Annotated in this window: 13 protein-coding genes; 7 read left to right on the top strand and 6 right to left on the bottom strand. The window is 54.2% G+C overall.

What is annotated here, in order from left to right:
* The 4 genes from KO1_RS18500 to KO1_RS28615 all read left to right on the top strand — a co-directional run.
* Nucleotides 1–1,101 (top strand): DUF2345 domain-containing protein (locus tag KO1_RS18500; RefSeq protein WP_148719763.1); only part of this gene is annotated, 1,101 nt, incomplete at its 5' end.
* Nucleotides 1,102–1,362: 261 nt separating this feature from the next.
* Nucleotides 1,363–3,330: a T6SS effector phospholipase Tle3 domain-containing protein gene (locus KO1_RS18495; RefSeq protein ID WP_004102484.1), complete on the top strand. Its 1,968-nt coding sequence runs from the start codon at nucleotides 1,363–1,365 to the stop codon at nucleotides 3,328–3,330.
* A 198-nt stretch (nucleotides 3,331–3,528) separates the two neighbouring features.
* Entirely contained in the window at nucleotides 3,529–3,828 is a 300-nt protein-coding gene (locus KO1_RS18485; RefSeq protein ID WP_004102482.1) for a hypothetical protein, read from the top strand.
* A gap of 197 nt (nucleotides 3,829–4,025) precedes the next feature.
* On the top strand, nucleotides 4,026–4,118 hold the full coding sequence (locus KO1_RS28615; protein WP_004102479.1) for a KPN_01571 family protein: 93 nt from the start codon (nucleotides 4,026–4,028) through the stop codon (nucleotides 4,116–4,118).
* A 35-nt stretch (nucleotides 4,119–4,153) separates the two neighbouring features.
* On the opposite strand, the gene ynfM is transcribed toward KO1_RS28615, so the two are convergent.
* Nucleotides 4,154–5,404: a multidrug efflux MFS transporter YnfM/SxtP(Kp) gene (gene ynfM, locus KO1_RS18480; protein WP_024274249.1), complete on the bottom strand. Its 1,251-nt coding sequence runs from the start codon at nucleotides 5,402–5,404 to the stop codon at nucleotides 4,154–4,156.
* 116 nt (nucleotides 5,405–5,520) lie between these two features.
* On the opposite strand from ynfM, the gene ynfL reads away from it, so the two are divergent.
* The 3 genes from ynfL (at nucleotide 5,521) to bioD (ending at nucleotide 8,591) form a co-directional block, all read left to right on the top strand.
* Complete coding sequence (ynfL, locus tag KO1_RS18475; RefSeq protein ID WP_004102475.1) at nucleotides 5,521–6,414, top strand: multidrug efflux transcriptional activator YnfL/SxtR(Kp); 894 nt, start codon at nucleotides 5,521–5,523, stop codon at nucleotides 6,412–6,414.
* 133 nt (nucleotides 6,415–6,547) lie between these two features.
* Complete coding sequence (gene mlc, locus KO1_RS18470; protein ID WP_004102473.1) at nucleotides 6,548–7,768, top strand: sugar metabolism global transcriptional regulator Mlc; 1,221 nt, start codon at nucleotides 6,548–6,550, stop codon at nucleotides 7,766–7,768.
* Between the two features lie 127 nt (nucleotides 7,769–7,895).
* Entirely contained in the window at nucleotides 7,896–8,591 is a 696-nt protein-coding gene (gene bioD / locus KO1_RS18465) for a dethiobiotin synthase (RefSeq protein ID WP_004102470.1), read from the top strand.
* Here bioD and clcB read toward each other — a convergent pair.
* The 5 genes from clcB to ynfE all read right to left on the bottom strand — a co-directional run bounded on the left by clcB (nucleotide 8,544) and on the right by ynfE (nucleotide 14,551).
* Entirely contained in the window at nucleotides 8,544–9,839 is a 1,296-nt protein-coding gene (gene clcB / locus KO1_RS18460; RefSeq protein ID WP_016808805.1) for a voltage-gated ClC-type chloride channel ClcB, read from the bottom strand. The genes bioD and clcB overlap by 48 nt on opposite strands.
* 141 nt (nucleotides 9,840–9,980) lie before the next feature.
* On the bottom strand, nucleotides 9,981–10,589 hold the full coding sequence (dmsD, locus tag KO1_RS18455; RefSeq protein ID WP_024274248.1) for a Tat proofreading chaperone DmsD: 609 nt from the start codon (nucleotides 10,587–10,589) through the stop codon (nucleotides 9,981–9,983).
* 39 nt (nucleotides 10,590–10,628) lie between these two features.
* Nucleotides 10,629–11,486, bottom strand: coding sequence for a DmsC/YnfH family molybdoenzyme membrane anchor subunit (locus KO1_RS18450; RefSeq protein WP_024274247.1), 858 nt, complete (start codon nucleotides 11,484–11,486; stop codon nucleotides 10,629–10,631).
* A gap of 1 nt (nucleotide 11,487) precedes the next feature.
* Entirely contained in the window at nucleotides 11,488–12,105 is a 618-nt protein-coding gene (locus tag KO1_RS18445; RefSeq protein ID WP_024274246.1) for a DMSO/selenate family reductase complex B subunit, read from the bottom strand.
* Between the two features lie 10 nt (nucleotides 12,106–12,115).
* Complete coding sequence (gene ynfE, locus KO1_RS18440; RefSeq protein WP_024274245.1) at nucleotides 12,116–14,551, bottom strand: selenate/tellurate reductase subunit YnfE; 2,436 nt, start codon at nucleotides 14,549–14,551, stop codon at nucleotides 12,116–12,118.
* Between the last annotated feature and the right edge of the window lie 78 nt (nucleotides 14,552–14,629).

Genomic DNA, 14,629 nt, shown 5'->3' with positions numbered 1-14,629 from the left:
GACCCGGACCGGCCGTATATAGCCGGTGTCCTGCACGACTCGGCGCACCCGGACCCTGTCACCATCCGGAACTATAAACGTAACGTGCTGCGCACGCCGGCGAACAACAAAATCCGCCTCGACGACGCGCGGGGAAAAGAGCACATCAAGGTCAGCACGGAGTACGGCGGCAAGAGCCAGCTGAACCTGGGGCATCTGGTGGACGGCGGAAAACAGCCGCGCGGGGAGGGATTCGAGCTGCGTACCGACAGCTACGGAGCGATACGGGCCGGGAAAGGGATATTCATCACCGCTGATGCGCAGATGAAAGCGCAGGGGCAGCAGCTGGCGATGGAGCCTGCGTTGTCGCGGCTTTCAGCGGCGCTGGTGGAAATGCAGTCGCTGGCTGCCAGTGCACAACAGGCACAGGCGCTGGCTGCAGATGTGGGGCGTCAACAGAAGTTGCTGCAACAGAACATAGAACAGATTCAGAAGGAAATATTGCTGGCGACGGCCTCTCAAGGCGTGGTGCTGGCAAGTGGTGACGATATGTTGCTGTCAGCGCAGGAGAATCTGACGCTGATCGCCGGTAAACAACTGGATCTGGGTGCGCAAAAGGACTTCACGCTGGCAGCAGGAAAACAAATTAGCCTCTGGAGCCAGAGGGGGGCTAAATGGTTTGCATCGCAGGGGGATATTGATATTCAGGCACAGAGCGGAAATATTACCACCTGGTCAACGCAGGATACGTTTATTTCGAGTGGTAAGAGACTGGTCATAACGGCACAGGATGAGCTGACGCTGATATGCGGGGGCGGATATATCAAAATCAAAGGTGGGAATGTTGAAGTTGGCGGTCCTGGAAAATTGCTGATAAAAAACGCCGGTATTAAGAAAGCAGGTTCGGGTAGTATGCAGGGGGTGATGAAATCGTTTGAGTCGGGAAGTTTTGATGAGAAGTTTGTCATTCGAAATTCTCTGACCAAAGAACCTTTAGCCAATAAGGCATATTCAATAACCATGCCGGATGGAAGAATTGTTTCAGGGGTGACAGATTTAAATGGTTATACATCATTAAATACTTCGGATGTTATCGATGATATGATCATTACTCTTATTTAAGATAAGTAAGGTCTGAGTGTTTATTTGTGGGAGAGCGAAATGTTACTGATGATTTTTTCTTTATTAATAATTTATGCGCTAATCGCAGGGAGTTTGCTTACATTAGTTGCATGGCTTTGTTGTAAGAGAGTTCATGGTTTACGTATCATATTACTGATTTGGTTTGGGTGTGTCTGTGTGGTGTTTGTTGCTTTCTATGCTCTGCAATTTACTGAATTTGGTCTCATACGATAATGCTGTGTTTTCAAGACAGGAGGTAGTATGGTACATAAGACTGAGCCAGTTAGAGAGTTAGATATTAAATATGATGATAACGGCCATCCTTCTTGGTGTTCTTTTCCATCGCATAAGAATGTTCAGGTGCGTGGGGCTTGCGATGTGCCACCTCATCTGCCTGGGCTTATAATACTTGTCCATGGTGTTAACTCCACAGGTGAATGGTATCAAAAAGCAGAGTCTGCATTATGTGCAGGATTGAATAAACGCCTTGGACTTGAAGGCACTAATTTTGAGTTAAAGGCTAACATATATAGTGGGGATGACAAAATAAAATTAGATGAGAAAGGTGTCGAAAAAAGAACTCCAATGTCTCCAGTAGTAGAAAGAAAATTAGTTACTGACAATGGTCGGTCACCTGTAATTCGATTTTTTTGGGGCTATTCATCACCATTAGGTGCCGAAGATAAGTTTGTTATTCCTTTGGTAAGTATTAAAGGTGATGATTATCATCAGATGAAGCGAGATGGCATCCCATTGGATGATATTTTGAAAAAAGGTCCTTATATATGGGGCGGCGGTCCTTTTCAGAATGGCACGAATAATCTTCATTCGCTTTGGAGTAAAAAAGGATTCAATGAAGATTTAGCCAATATACCTGGTGCAAAAGTTCAATATGGTAATGAAGACAAAGATCGCTTACTAACCACAGCACCACCACGAAACTATTATGCTCATGCCGCGAAGCGGTTAGCTGATTTATTGGATCTTATTCGAGGGAAATATCCTAAGGATACAGTTACCATAATTTCACATAGCCAAGGAACTATGGTTTCAATGGCTGCTACTGCACTGGCAAATAAAGCGCCTGATGCTCTGTTTATAATGAATTCACCTTACGCCCTTCATAATAGTCAATTGAATACCTTTTCAATGCCACCTGAAGAATGTATTTCACCATCTGGTCGAGAAAGTACTCTGTCAGCAATAATTGATAAAGTTGCACTTCAATCAACACATTTATCTTCGTTAGGCTATGAGGGGTTGTGTGTAGGTCAATCACAGGATAATAAAAACTGGAAGCCAGATATAATTCTTGTAACTTCTGACAAAAATGAAACGAGAAATATCCAGGAAAGAGATAATCACGGGAGGACTTATGTTTATTTCAATCCACATGACAGAGTTATGGGTTCCCTCCCTCTGCATTCGATAGGGTGGCAAGGTTTCCCAAATGATGAAAAAGGGAATCCTCATCCACTTATCACTCAGCATAAGGGATATTTATTCCAGCGAATGCTTGCCAGGAATACACCTTGTGGTATAGCTCCCGAGTCAAAAACTCCATTCGGTCGATTGCCAGATGGTAAACCCTTTTGGGATGATGAAGGAGATGAATACCAGAGCAGTGGTTTTGTGTACCCAGATCCACCTCACTGGCAAACTGTATTCATTAATGCCGAGGAAGTACCTGAACCAATTAAGGAAAATGAACTAAGTGATTTCGATAAAACAAGAGTCGGTGCTGAGCATGGCCCACAGGAAAAAAACGGTTGGGGAGAGCGTGATCCTAAAACTGGTTATAAGAATGACGATACTTACGATAATTTCATTAATTTGTATCCCGATCAGGATGTCGTTATTGGTGTCAAAAAACAATCGGAATATGGTACTTACGGTAGCGTAACTCCAGTAACCCGTAAGGAGACGTTTGACGAAAAAGATCGCAGGATACGTTCATATGTTGCACAACCTACAGATCACAGTACCTTACCCAGTAATTTGAATTTTATGTCACGAGTCGTTGCTTATGATTTACCCATTGGTTACTGTGAATCGGGTTGGGATAAGGCTTTTATCACTGATCTACGCCGTCGAGCAGACTGGACTCAGGGACTGGATACATATTTAAAAACCGGAATTCCAAACAATGTTACTGAGCCAGAAATAATCAGCACAGAAACAGCATTGGAAGAAATGATTCGAGTGAAGTCCAAAGAATACGGATATTGATATGGGAAAGAAAATAGTTGTGCTTGGCGATGCTACCTCGCATGGAGGTAAAGTAGTCTCTGTATTATCTACTCATCTTTTTTTTGAATGGACGGGTGAACGCGTATTCTGGATTTCGCTGTTGGGTACGGTTTTTCTGACTAGTCTGTTGAGTGTGCTGATTTTTTTCTTATCCCTTTCCAGAAAAACGACACCCCGGTGACTCCGCAGTGTAGTCGCCCGGCAGGCGAGGCGGCTGGTATACAGGAAGGAGATGTCTCCCTTTCTTCGCTAAAAAAGCGCCTCTGCTGTCGCTATACCCCCTTCTGGCGTAGTAACGTCCGTCTGCTGCTGATCTGTGGCGAACCCGAACACATCGCCGCCATCATCCCAGGCCTTGCCGAAAAACGGTGGCTGATTTACGGCGGCAGTCTGTCATCGGCGCCGGATACTGAACGTCTGAACGCCCTGCGTAAGCTGCGCCACATCCTTACCGCTCCGGCGGTCTGGCAGGGGTAGACGAGTATCCTAATGGAGTAAGGTGGTACAGACGGGTAAGTGATTGCCCGGACGGTTCATCAGCATAATGTCATGATTAATCGATTGCGTATTTTATGTTTGGCTCGAAATAATCCGGATGTGCGCAAAATAGCAGTTTCTTTCTCTGTGGTTGGCTAAAATATAAACATAGACAGGCCGCTGATGTGAGGTGGATTATGAATCCGTTTACCTGGCTGTTTATCGCACTGCTTTCTATGGACGCCGTCAGAGAACTGATGGGCATGTCGTCGGTACTGGGAATGTGGTGAACTGCGTGGCCCGTTTCAGGCCACGCAAGCCCGCGTTACTTCAGGCGCTTGTGCAAACAGGCGCCGGTAAGCAGCGCAGCCAGCAGCATCAGCGCAATAAACCCGCCAACGCCGTTCCAGCCGTAATTATGCCAGAACAGGCCGCCTAATGTCCCCGCCATGCTGGATCCCAGGTAGTAGCTGAATAAATAGAGCGACGAGGCCTGGCCACGCGCGCGGCGGGCTCGTGGGCCGATCCAGCTGCTGGCGACCGAGTGAGCTGCGAAGAATCCCGCAGAGAACAGCAGCATGCCGATGAAAATCAGCCACAGCGATGAGAATAACGTCATCAACAGCCCGCCGAGCATAACCGCCGTGGAAAACAACATCACCGGGCCGCGGCCATAGCGCACGGTCATCGCACCGGCTTTTGGCGAGCTCCATGTTCCGGTTAAATAGGCCACCGAAAGCAGGCCTACGACCGCCTGGCTTAATGACCACGGCGAGAGCATCAGGCGATAGCCAATATAGTTAAACAGAGTGACGAAAGACCCCATTAACAAAAAACCTTCGAGGAACAGCAGGGGCAGCCCGCGATCGCGCCAGTGCAGACGAAAGTTGATCAGCAGCGTTTTTGGTCGCAGCGAGGTCGGACGGAAGTGGCGCGATTCCGGCAGGATGCGCCAGAACATCAGTGCTGCGGCAAGGGCGAAGCCGCTGATGACCGCCAGCGCAATCCGCCAGCCGAAGAAATCGGTGAATACACCGGTCAACAGACGACCGCTCATGCCGCCGATGGAGTTACCGCTGATATACAGCCCCATCGAGAACGCCACCACGCTGGGATGGATCTCTTCGCTCAGGTAGGTCATGCCGACCGCCGCCACGCCGCTCAGCGACAGACCAATCAGGGCGCGCATAATCAGGATCCCGTGCCAGCTGGACATCATCGTCGACAGCAGGGAGCAGCAGGAAGCCAGCACCAGCGCCGTCACCATTACCTGTTTGCGGCCAATCGCGTCAGAGAGCGGGCCGGTAAACAGCAGGCCGACCGCCAGCATGGCGGTGGAGATGGACAACGAGATACTGCTGCTGGCTGGTGAGACGCCGAATTCAGTGGAGAGCACGGGCAGGATCGGCTGAACACAATAAAGCAGCGCGAAAGTCGCCAGTCCGGCAGAGAAGAGCGCAAGCGTAACGCGAATAAATTGCGGAGTGCCGCGTTTGATAAACTGGTTTGGCTGAGGAGCGATGGTGTCGCTGACGTCGCTTGCCGGGACGGCGTCAGCGGTAGTTGTACGGCTCACGGAAAAATCCTTGCTGATATACAGAGTTAAATGACCTTGCAGGGCACTTATTAAGGGTATGAAAATGTAAATATTCTGTCTAATATATTAATAATCTCAAATAAGACGTTTTAAATATGAATATTGAGTTGCGTCATCTGCGCTACTTTATTGCGGTGGCGGAAGAACTCCATTTTGGTCATGCGGCGGCGCGGTTGAACATATCTCAGCCGCCGCTTAGCCAGCAGATTCAAATCCTTGAGCAGCAAATTGGCGCACGTCTGTTTGCTCGTACCAACCGCAGCGTTAGCCTGACGGATGCCGGCAAGCAGTTTCTCGCCGATAGCCGGCAGATCCTCTCTCAGGTGGAAGATGCCGCCGCGCGGGCCGCTCGTCTTCACCACGGCGAGACCGGCGAACTACGCATTGGCTTTACTTCGTCGGCTCCCTTTATTAAGGCGGTATCGGACACGTTGTCGACTTTCCGCCATCGCTATCCGGATGTGCATATTCAGACGCGGGAAACCAACACTCGCGAGCAGATTGTACCGCTAAACGAAGGGGCGCTGGACCTGGGGCTGATGCGTAACACCCAACTGCCGGAAACGCTGGTCTGGGAAAGAGTGCTGCGCGAACCGCTGCTGGCGATGGTGCCCCGCGACCATCCGCTGGCGAGCCAGCCTGGCGTTAGCCTGCGGGAGCTGGCGCGGGAGCCGTTCGTCTTTTTTGATCCTCATGTCGGTACCGGACTGTATGACGATATTCTGGGGTTAATGCGCCGCTACGACCTGACGCCGGTCATCACCCAGGAGGTGGGGGAAGCCATGACCATTATCGGCCTGGTTGCCGCCGGGCTTGGCGTGTCGATTTTACCGGCCTCATTCCGGCGGGTTCAGCTGTCGGAAATGTGCTGGTTGCCCATCGAAGAGCAGGATGCGGTCTCGGAAATGTGGCTGGTATGGTCTAAGCATCGTGAGCAGGGTCAGGCGGCGCGCCGTTTTCGCGAATCGCTGCTGGCCAGCGCCAGGTGATGCATTTAAGACAAATCAGGGCTAAAAATGTGCGGTAAATCACAAGGCTAAGTAAAAATTTGACGAGTACCGTTGAAGTGCTTCACCATAGCCCTCAGTTTATTTCGAAGCGCGAAAATAAAGGGAGTCAACGGTGGTAGCGGACAGTCAGCCAGGCCATATCGATCAAATAAAGCAGACCAACGCGGGCGCAGTTTATCGCCTGATTGATCAGCTTGGCCCGGTGTCGCGCATCGACCTCTCGCGCTTCGCGCAGCTCGCGCCTGCCAGTATCACTAAAATCGTCCGCGAAATGCTGGAAGCGCATCTGGTTCAGGAAACGGAAATCCAGGAGCCGGGAAGCCGTGGAAGGCCCGCCGTAGGGTTGATGGTGGAAACCGAAGCCTGGCACTACCTCTCAATCCGCATCAGCCGCGGCGAAATCCACCTCGCGCTTCGCGATCTGAGCAGTGCGCTGGTGGTGGAAGAGCAGCTGGAGCTGGCATTACAACACGTCCAGCCCTTTGCGACGCGGCTCCTCGATCACGTAGACCAGTTCTTTATTCGTCACCAAAAGAAGCTGGAGCGTTTAACCGCCATTGCCGTCACTATGCCGGGAATTATCGACACCGAGCACGGTATTATTCACCGGATGCCATTTTATGAAGACGTTAAGGATATGCCGCTGGGCGAGATTTTAGCCAATCATACCGGCGTATCGGTCTATATTCAGCACGACATCAGCGCCTGGACCATGGCCGAATCGCTGTTTGGCGCCTCCAGGGGGGCGCGCGATGTGATTCAGGTGGTTATCGACCACAACGTGGGGGCGGGGGTGATCACCGACGGTCGTCTGCTGCACGCGGGCAGCAGCAGTCTGGTTGAAATCGGCCACACTCAGGTCGACCCGTATGGTAAACGCTGCTATTGCGGCAACCATGGCTGTCTGGAAACCATTGCCAGCGTCGAGAGCGTGCTGGAACTGGCGCAGATCCGCATGGCCAAGTCGATGAGCTCAATGCTGCATCAGCAGCCGCTCAGCGTCGAGTGGCTATGTGAGGCCGCGCTGCAGGGGGATTTACTTGCCCGCGACATTATCAGCGGCGTCGGGAACCACGTTGGGCGGATTCTGGCGATTATGGTTAACCTCTTTAACCCGCAGAAAATCCTTATCGGTTCACCTTTCAACCTCGCCGCTGATATTTTATTTCCGGCAATATCTGATTGCATTCGACAACAATCGTTACCGGCCTACAGCCGACATATTGCCGTTGAAAGCACGCAGTTTTCTAACCGGGGAACGATGGCTGGTGCGGCTCTGGTAAAGGATGCCCTCTATAACGGATCGTTGCTCATACGACTGTTACAGGGTTAACATTTTTTCATATTCACACCAAAAATTGCGCTATCTCAAGCCCGCCCTCGATGGCATCGCGTAGACTTTTTCCACAGTTGATTATTTCTCTCCCGTATATTTCATCAACATAACTGTGGGGTTAGTGATGTTTAAGCGTTTCTTCATAACAGGTACTGACACTTCTGTCGGCAAGACAGTCGTTTCCCGTGCGCTGTTGCAGGCACTCGCTGCCAGCGGCAAAAGCGTAGCCGGGTACAAGCCTGTGGCGAAGGGCAGTAAAGAGACGCCGGACGGACTGCGGAACAAAGATGCGCTGGTTTTACAGAGCGTGTCATCGCTGGTGTTACCGTATGATGCTGTCAATCCCATCGCGTTAAGCGAAGATGAAAGCAGCGTGGCGCATAGTTGCCCAATCAACTACGGTCTGTTGTCGGACGGCCTGCAGCGCATGAGCGCGCAGGTTGAGCATGTGGTGGTCGAAGGTACCGGAGGCTGGCGCAGCCTGATGAACGATCTGCGTCCGCTGTCGGAGTGGGTGGTACAGGAACAGCTGCCGGTGCTGATGGTGGTGGGGATTCAGGAAGGCTGCATCAACCATGCCTTGCTGACCGCGCAGGCTATCGCTAACGACGGCCTGCCGCTGATTGGCTGGGTTGCCAATCGTATTAATCCGGGCCTGGCGCATTATGCTGAAATTATCGATGTGCTGAGCAAAAAACTGCCAGCGCCGCTCATCGGTGAATTGCCTTACTTGCCGCGCGCGGAACAGCGCGAACTGAGCCAGTATATCGACTTATCGATGCTCGGCGAGATGATGGCGGTAGATAGAATCCCGGCGTAACGTCCGCGACAGCACCGATGCCAGTACGCTGGCAATCAATAAACCGGGCAGTAAAACGTACTGTCCGGTCATTTCACAAATCATCAGCGTGGACATAATCGGCGCATGGGTTGTCGCCGCCAGAAACGCCGCCATGCCGGTTAAGCCTATCATTATCGCGATCTCCTGGTAATCAGGTAGCCACAGTCCCGTCAGGCTGGCGAACAGCATGCCGAGCCCCAGGCCAACAAACAGCGTTGGCGTAAACACCCCCCCCGGCGCGCCGGAACCGCTGCTGGCCAGCACGGCGAGCAGCTTGCAGACAAAGACAAGAATGATAGCGCTGAAGAGCGGCGGCGAAAGCAGATAGCTTTGTACGACACTGTAGCCATTTCCCCAGACGGCCGGCGCGAGAAGCGAGAGCAGGCCGACAATAAGCCCGCCCAGCGCCAGCTGCCAGGGGGGCGACAGACGCAGCCGGACAAAGCAGTGATGGCTATAGCTCATCAGCCAGATAAACAGCGGCCCGCAAAGCCCGGCCAGCAAACCCGTTGCCAGCATTAACCCATAGTGGGTCGCGCGCAGGGTGGCGTGAAACTCAACATGGTAGAGCGGCGCCGAACTTCCGTTCAGCAGATTGGTGAGCAGCAGGGCGGTTACCGCAGCAATGACGACCGGACCAAGCGACGCCAGCATCAGAGTGCCGAATAAGATCTCGGCGATAAACAGGCTGCCGGCAAGCGGCGCATGGTATGCGCTGGCCATCCCGGCGGCGGCGCCGCAGGCGACCCACAGCTTCCACTCATCTTTTGGCGTAAACCGGCGGGCGAACAGCGAGGCAGCCAGCGCGGCCAGCAGGATCATCGCCCCTTCCCGGCCAATAGCGCTGCCGGTGGTGACCACCAGCAGAGAGGCCAGCGATTTTACCAGGCTGGCCGGGGTATCAAACCTGCCGTCGCCGGTCTCGAGAGCTTCCATGTAGTCGGTTGGCGCGTGCGGACGTTCAACACTGCGGCGCTGCCAGAACCATAGCAGGGCGCCTGCGGCAAGGCCGCCCAGCATTGGCGTTAACAGCCGACGCCATCCGGGCATAGACTCAGCGGCGTTCACCAGACTTCCGCTGTCATTGCTCAGAAACAGGCTTTCCAGTCCCGCCATTGCATGGCGGAACAGGGCAACCGCGAGGGCGGCGAAGACGCCGACCAGCATGGCAATGACCAGACGGCGAAACATAACCTGGACATCAGGATAAGCGTGAAGACGATGCATTAGCGAATACGATTAGCGAAACAGATGGCTTATTTTCTCTGGATATAAAGATATAAGCAAAAGCGATAAGTGCGAATGAAGCGGAAAGGTGACATTGTCACTTGCAGGTGATGCCCGGCTGGCGGGCATCACCTGAGGGAGTTAACGGTAGAGCGGTTTCTCGGCCACCGCACAGGGCAGCCGCGCCTGCCATTGCGCCAGCGTCTCTTGCGCCAGCTGGCCAAGAGCCTGATAAAAAGGCTGATTCGCCTCGGCCACAAATACGCTCAGAAAGCGGCCGGACCACGGGAGGAGATGCCAGGCCAGAAGCTGGTTAAAGGCCTCATCCTGAGCAGATTCGCACAGCCAGGCTGCCAGCAGTAGCAGGGTGCCAAAGTGGTCTTCCGGCTCCGAACGTTGTTCGGACAGCGCGATGCCGGTTGCCCGCATCCATTCACGAAGCGCCAGCGTTGAGTCGCCAAACAACACGCTTTCTTTATCCAGCCAGACGGAGCCCCACGGCGGCGCAGGCAGCGCCCACGGACCGATAAACAGCCGCTGCCAGGCTTCCGGTAGCGGTTCATCGTCCTCGCGAGCGAACAGCGCCGCCAGGCCGTCCGTCACCGCGTAGGGCCACTGACTTCGCCAGCTGCCGTCGCGCAGGGCCGCAACCAGCGGAGCAGCCTGCTCGCTGTCCGGCGCAAAAGAGAACAGAGCGCCCAGCGTGCGGGCGCTGAGTGCGACAGCGTCGCGGTCTTGCGATTGCATCATACCATTCCTTACAGCAGAGGGTGCCGCAGCACCCGTTTATTAACCGGCAATCGCCGTACCCACGGTCATATGGAGACCATAAAACAGGCCGCGGCCGATAAACTCGCCGAGCATCACCAGTGCCAGTCCGAGCAGCAAGCTGGCGATGCGCGGATTCTGGCGTCTTGCCAGCGGGCAGATCCAGCAGCCGAGACCCAGCGCCAAAAGAACTAACCGCAGGATTTGCAGCCAGCCATAATAAGGCAGCAGTGCGCTGGCCTGCTGTACGGAGCTGTGGATCTCCGCCAGCTCGCTGTTCTGCAATATGACGACCGCCAGGCTTGCCAGCAGCGCGAGCACGCTCATCGAAGCGAAAACTCTGCCGTTAAACGGCACGTTGGCTACGCGCAGCAGCAGGGCGGCGAAAAGCGGCCCGCACAGCACCATTGTCAGGAAGAATGCGGCGGTGGTATAGGCATTATACCAGGTCGGCACGGTATCAATCTGGTACACCATGATCATCTCAAGGACGAACAGGCAGCCGAGCAGCATAGTCAGCAGGAGCCAGGCTTTCGCCAGAATCCGCGGCATTTTCCCGAGAATCGTCACCAGCCACCAGAAACCCCCGACGGCGAAAAATAGCGCGCCGCAGGCAATTTCATTGCTTAACGCCGATGATCCCACCCGGTTAAGGGCGTTAAATGCCCGCAGCGGCGAGCCGAGGTGAATGATTGACGCGAGAAAGCCAATCCCCATTATCAGCCAGATAAAAAACATGCCCCGCACCAGGCGCTGCCGGGCTTCGGAGTTGTTATTCAGCGAAAGCCAGCCCAGCCCGCTGACGATAATCGCCCCTGCGACGCTTTGCCCCAGCACCGTAAACAGCACCAGCGGCCATTCATGCCATCCGTTTCCCATTTTATACCTCCTTCGGGTTGGCCAGATAGCCGGTGGTATCGCCGCACGGACGCGCATTGGCGTTCGGTTTGATCACGATACTCGGCCTGGTGAAGTGCGCAGACGGCAGCGGAGCGACGGCGGCCAGCTGACCGTGTTTTTCGCGGAGTTCTTCGATGGGGCCAAAGTCGAGAGCCCGCAGCGGGCAGGACTCGACGCATATCGGTTTTTTACCTTCGGCGACCCGGTCGTAGCAGCCGTCGCATTTGGTCATATGGCCTTTTGCCGCGTTGTACTGCGGCGCACCGTACGGGCAGGCCATGTGGCAGTAGCGACAGCCGATGCATACCTCTTCGTTCACTACCACGAAACCGTCATCGCGCTTGTGCATGGCGCCGCTGGGACATACTTTCGTGCAGGCCGGATCTGCGCAGTGGTTGCAGGCGATTGACAGGTAATAGGCAAAGACGTTTTGCTGCCACACGCCGTTATCTTCCTGCCAGTCGCCGCCCGCGTATTCGTAGATGCGGCGAAAGCTGACATCAGGCGTTAAGTTTTTATAATCCTTACAGGCCAGCTCGCAGGTTTTACAACCCGTGCAGCGGGCGGAGTCGATAAAAAATCCATACTGAGCGTTCATGGTTTACTCCTTAAACCTTCTCGATTTCGACCAGATTGGTGTGCTGCGGGTTGCCCTTAGCCAGCGGCGAAGGGCGGTGCGTCGTCAGCGTATTGATACAGGAGCCGCGATCGATACGATCGCCGTTCATATTGGCATCATGCCAGGCCCCCTGGCCCATCGCCGACACGCCGGGCATGATGCGCGGGGTCACCTTGGCCGGAATGCGTAGCTCGCCGCGGGCGTTGAATACGCGCACCATATCGCCGTTCTTGATCCCGCGTTTTTCGGCATCCAGAGGATTTAGCCACACCTCCTGACGGCAGGCTGCCTGCAGTATATCCACATTGCCGTAGCTTGAGTGGGTGCGCGCCTTGTAGTGGAAGCCGAACATTTGCAGCGGGAACTTCTCGCGTAAAGGATCATCCCAGCCTTCAAAGGTTGAGGCGTAGACCGGCAGCGGGCTAATGGTTTCGTCCTTTTCGAGCTGCCAGTTTGCGGCGATCTCCGCCAGACGGCTGGAGTAAATCTCGATTTTACCCGACGGGGTTTTTAACGGATTGGCGGCCGGGTCTTTACGGAAGTCGCGATAGGCGACAAAGTGGCCGTTGGGGTCTTTACGCTTATAAATCCCCATCTTTTTCAGTTCGTCATAGCTCGGGAGCGCCGGGTCTTTCGCCAGCATTTTCGCGTATAAATGCTGCAGCCACTGCTCCTGGGTACGGCCTTCGGTAAACTTCTGGTGGACATCCTCGCCAAGCCGTTTTGCCACTTCGCTAAGGATCCAGTAGATAGGTTTGCGCTCAAATTTGGCGGAGGTGACCGGCTGAATGAAAATGAGATAACCCATATTGCCGGCGTAATCGTTGGGAATAATATCTTCCTGCTCGACGGTCATCAGGTCCGGCAGCAGAATATCGGCATATTTGGCCGATGAAGTCATAAAGTTTTCGATAACCACGATCATCTCGCATTTGCTTTCATCCTGCAGGATCTCGTGGGTTTTATTGATATCCGAGTGCTGGTTGATGATGGTGTTGCCGGCATAGTTCCAGAGGAATTTAATTGGCACATCCAGCTTCTCTTTGCCGCGTACGCCGTCGCGGGTGGCGGTCATTTCCGGGCCGCGAACGATGGCGTCAGTCCAGCTAAAGCAGGAGATGGCGGTTTTCACCGGATTGGTCAGCACCGGCAGGCGTTCAATAGTGATGGTATAGGTGGATTCGCGGGCGCCGCTGTTGCCGCCGTTAATGCCGACGTTGCCGGTCAGTATCGGCAGCATGGCGATCGCTCGGGCCGACAGTTCACCGTTAGCCTGGCGCTGCGGTCCCCATCCCTGGCAAATATAAGCCGGTTTCGTGCTGCCGATTTCCCGGGCCAGCTTGATGATGCGGTCGGCGGGAATGCCGGTGATCCGCGATGCCCATTGTGGGGTTTTCGCCGTGCCGTCGTCACCCTCGCCGAGAATATACGCTTTGTAATGCCCGTTCGCCGGGGCATCTGCCGGCAGCGTTTTCTCATCGTAACCGACGCAGTATTTATCGAGGAATGGCTGATCGACCAGATTTTCATTAATCAGCACCCAGGCGATGCCGGCCACCAGCGCGGCGTCGGTGCCGGGGCGAATCGGGATCCACTCATCTTCCCGCCCGGCGGCGGTATCGGTATAGCGCGGGTCGATAACGATCATTCGCGCGTTAGAGCGCTCGCGCGCCTGTTCTAAATAATAAGTGATGCCGCCACCGCTCATGCGGGTTTCTGCCGGGTTATTACCGAACATCACCACCAGCTTGCTGTTTTCAATATCGGAGGTGCTGTTGCCATCATTGCTGCCGTAGGTGTAGGGCATGGCGCAGGCAATTTGCGCTGTACTGTAGGTTCCGTACTGATTCAATGAGCCGCCGTAGCAGTTCATCAGGCGCATTACCGGTGAGGCGGTGGGTGACGAACGCGTCATGTTGCCGCCGACAATCCCCGAAGAGTAGTTAATATAAACGGCTTCGTTGCCATAATCTTTGACGATGCGTTTGAGATTGCCAGCAATCGTATCCAGCGCCTCTTCCCAGCTAATGCGGACAAACTTGCCTTCGCCGCGTTTACCGACGCGCTTCATGGGATAATTAAGGCGATCGGGATGATTAATGCGCCGGCGAATGGAACGGCCGCGCAGGCACGCGCGCACCTGGTGATCGCCATAAATATCCGCGCCGGTATTGTCGGTTTCGACCCAGACGACTTCATCGTCACGCACGTGTGAACGCAGCGCGCAGCGGCTGCCGCAGTTGACCGAGCAGGCCCCCCAGACAATCCGTTCTTCACCGCGCGTAGCGTCTTGCACAGCGGCGGCGGCATTGCGGAGGCTGAAAGGCAGCGATAAACCGCCGGCGGCGAGGGCCAGCGAACCAAGGGCGGTTGATTTGATTAGCGTTCGGCGGGTAAGGCCGTCGGTATGTTCCTGGTTAGACATTGCTCACTCCATGATTTTGTTATAATGGCGTAATGCCAACGCCTGCTTAATGTCGGCGTGGAGAGTGAGGGATCTTAC

Source organism: Klebsiella oxytoca NBRC 105695 (assembly GCF_001598695.1).
In the GTDB taxonomy this organism is placed as follows: Bacteria; Pseudomonadota; Gammaproteobacteria; order Enterobacterales; family Enterobacteriaceae; genus Klebsiella; species Klebsiella oxytoca.
The sequence above is the reverse complement of the archived record's forward strand: the minus strand, read 5'-3'. Positions and strand labels throughout refer to the sequence as shown.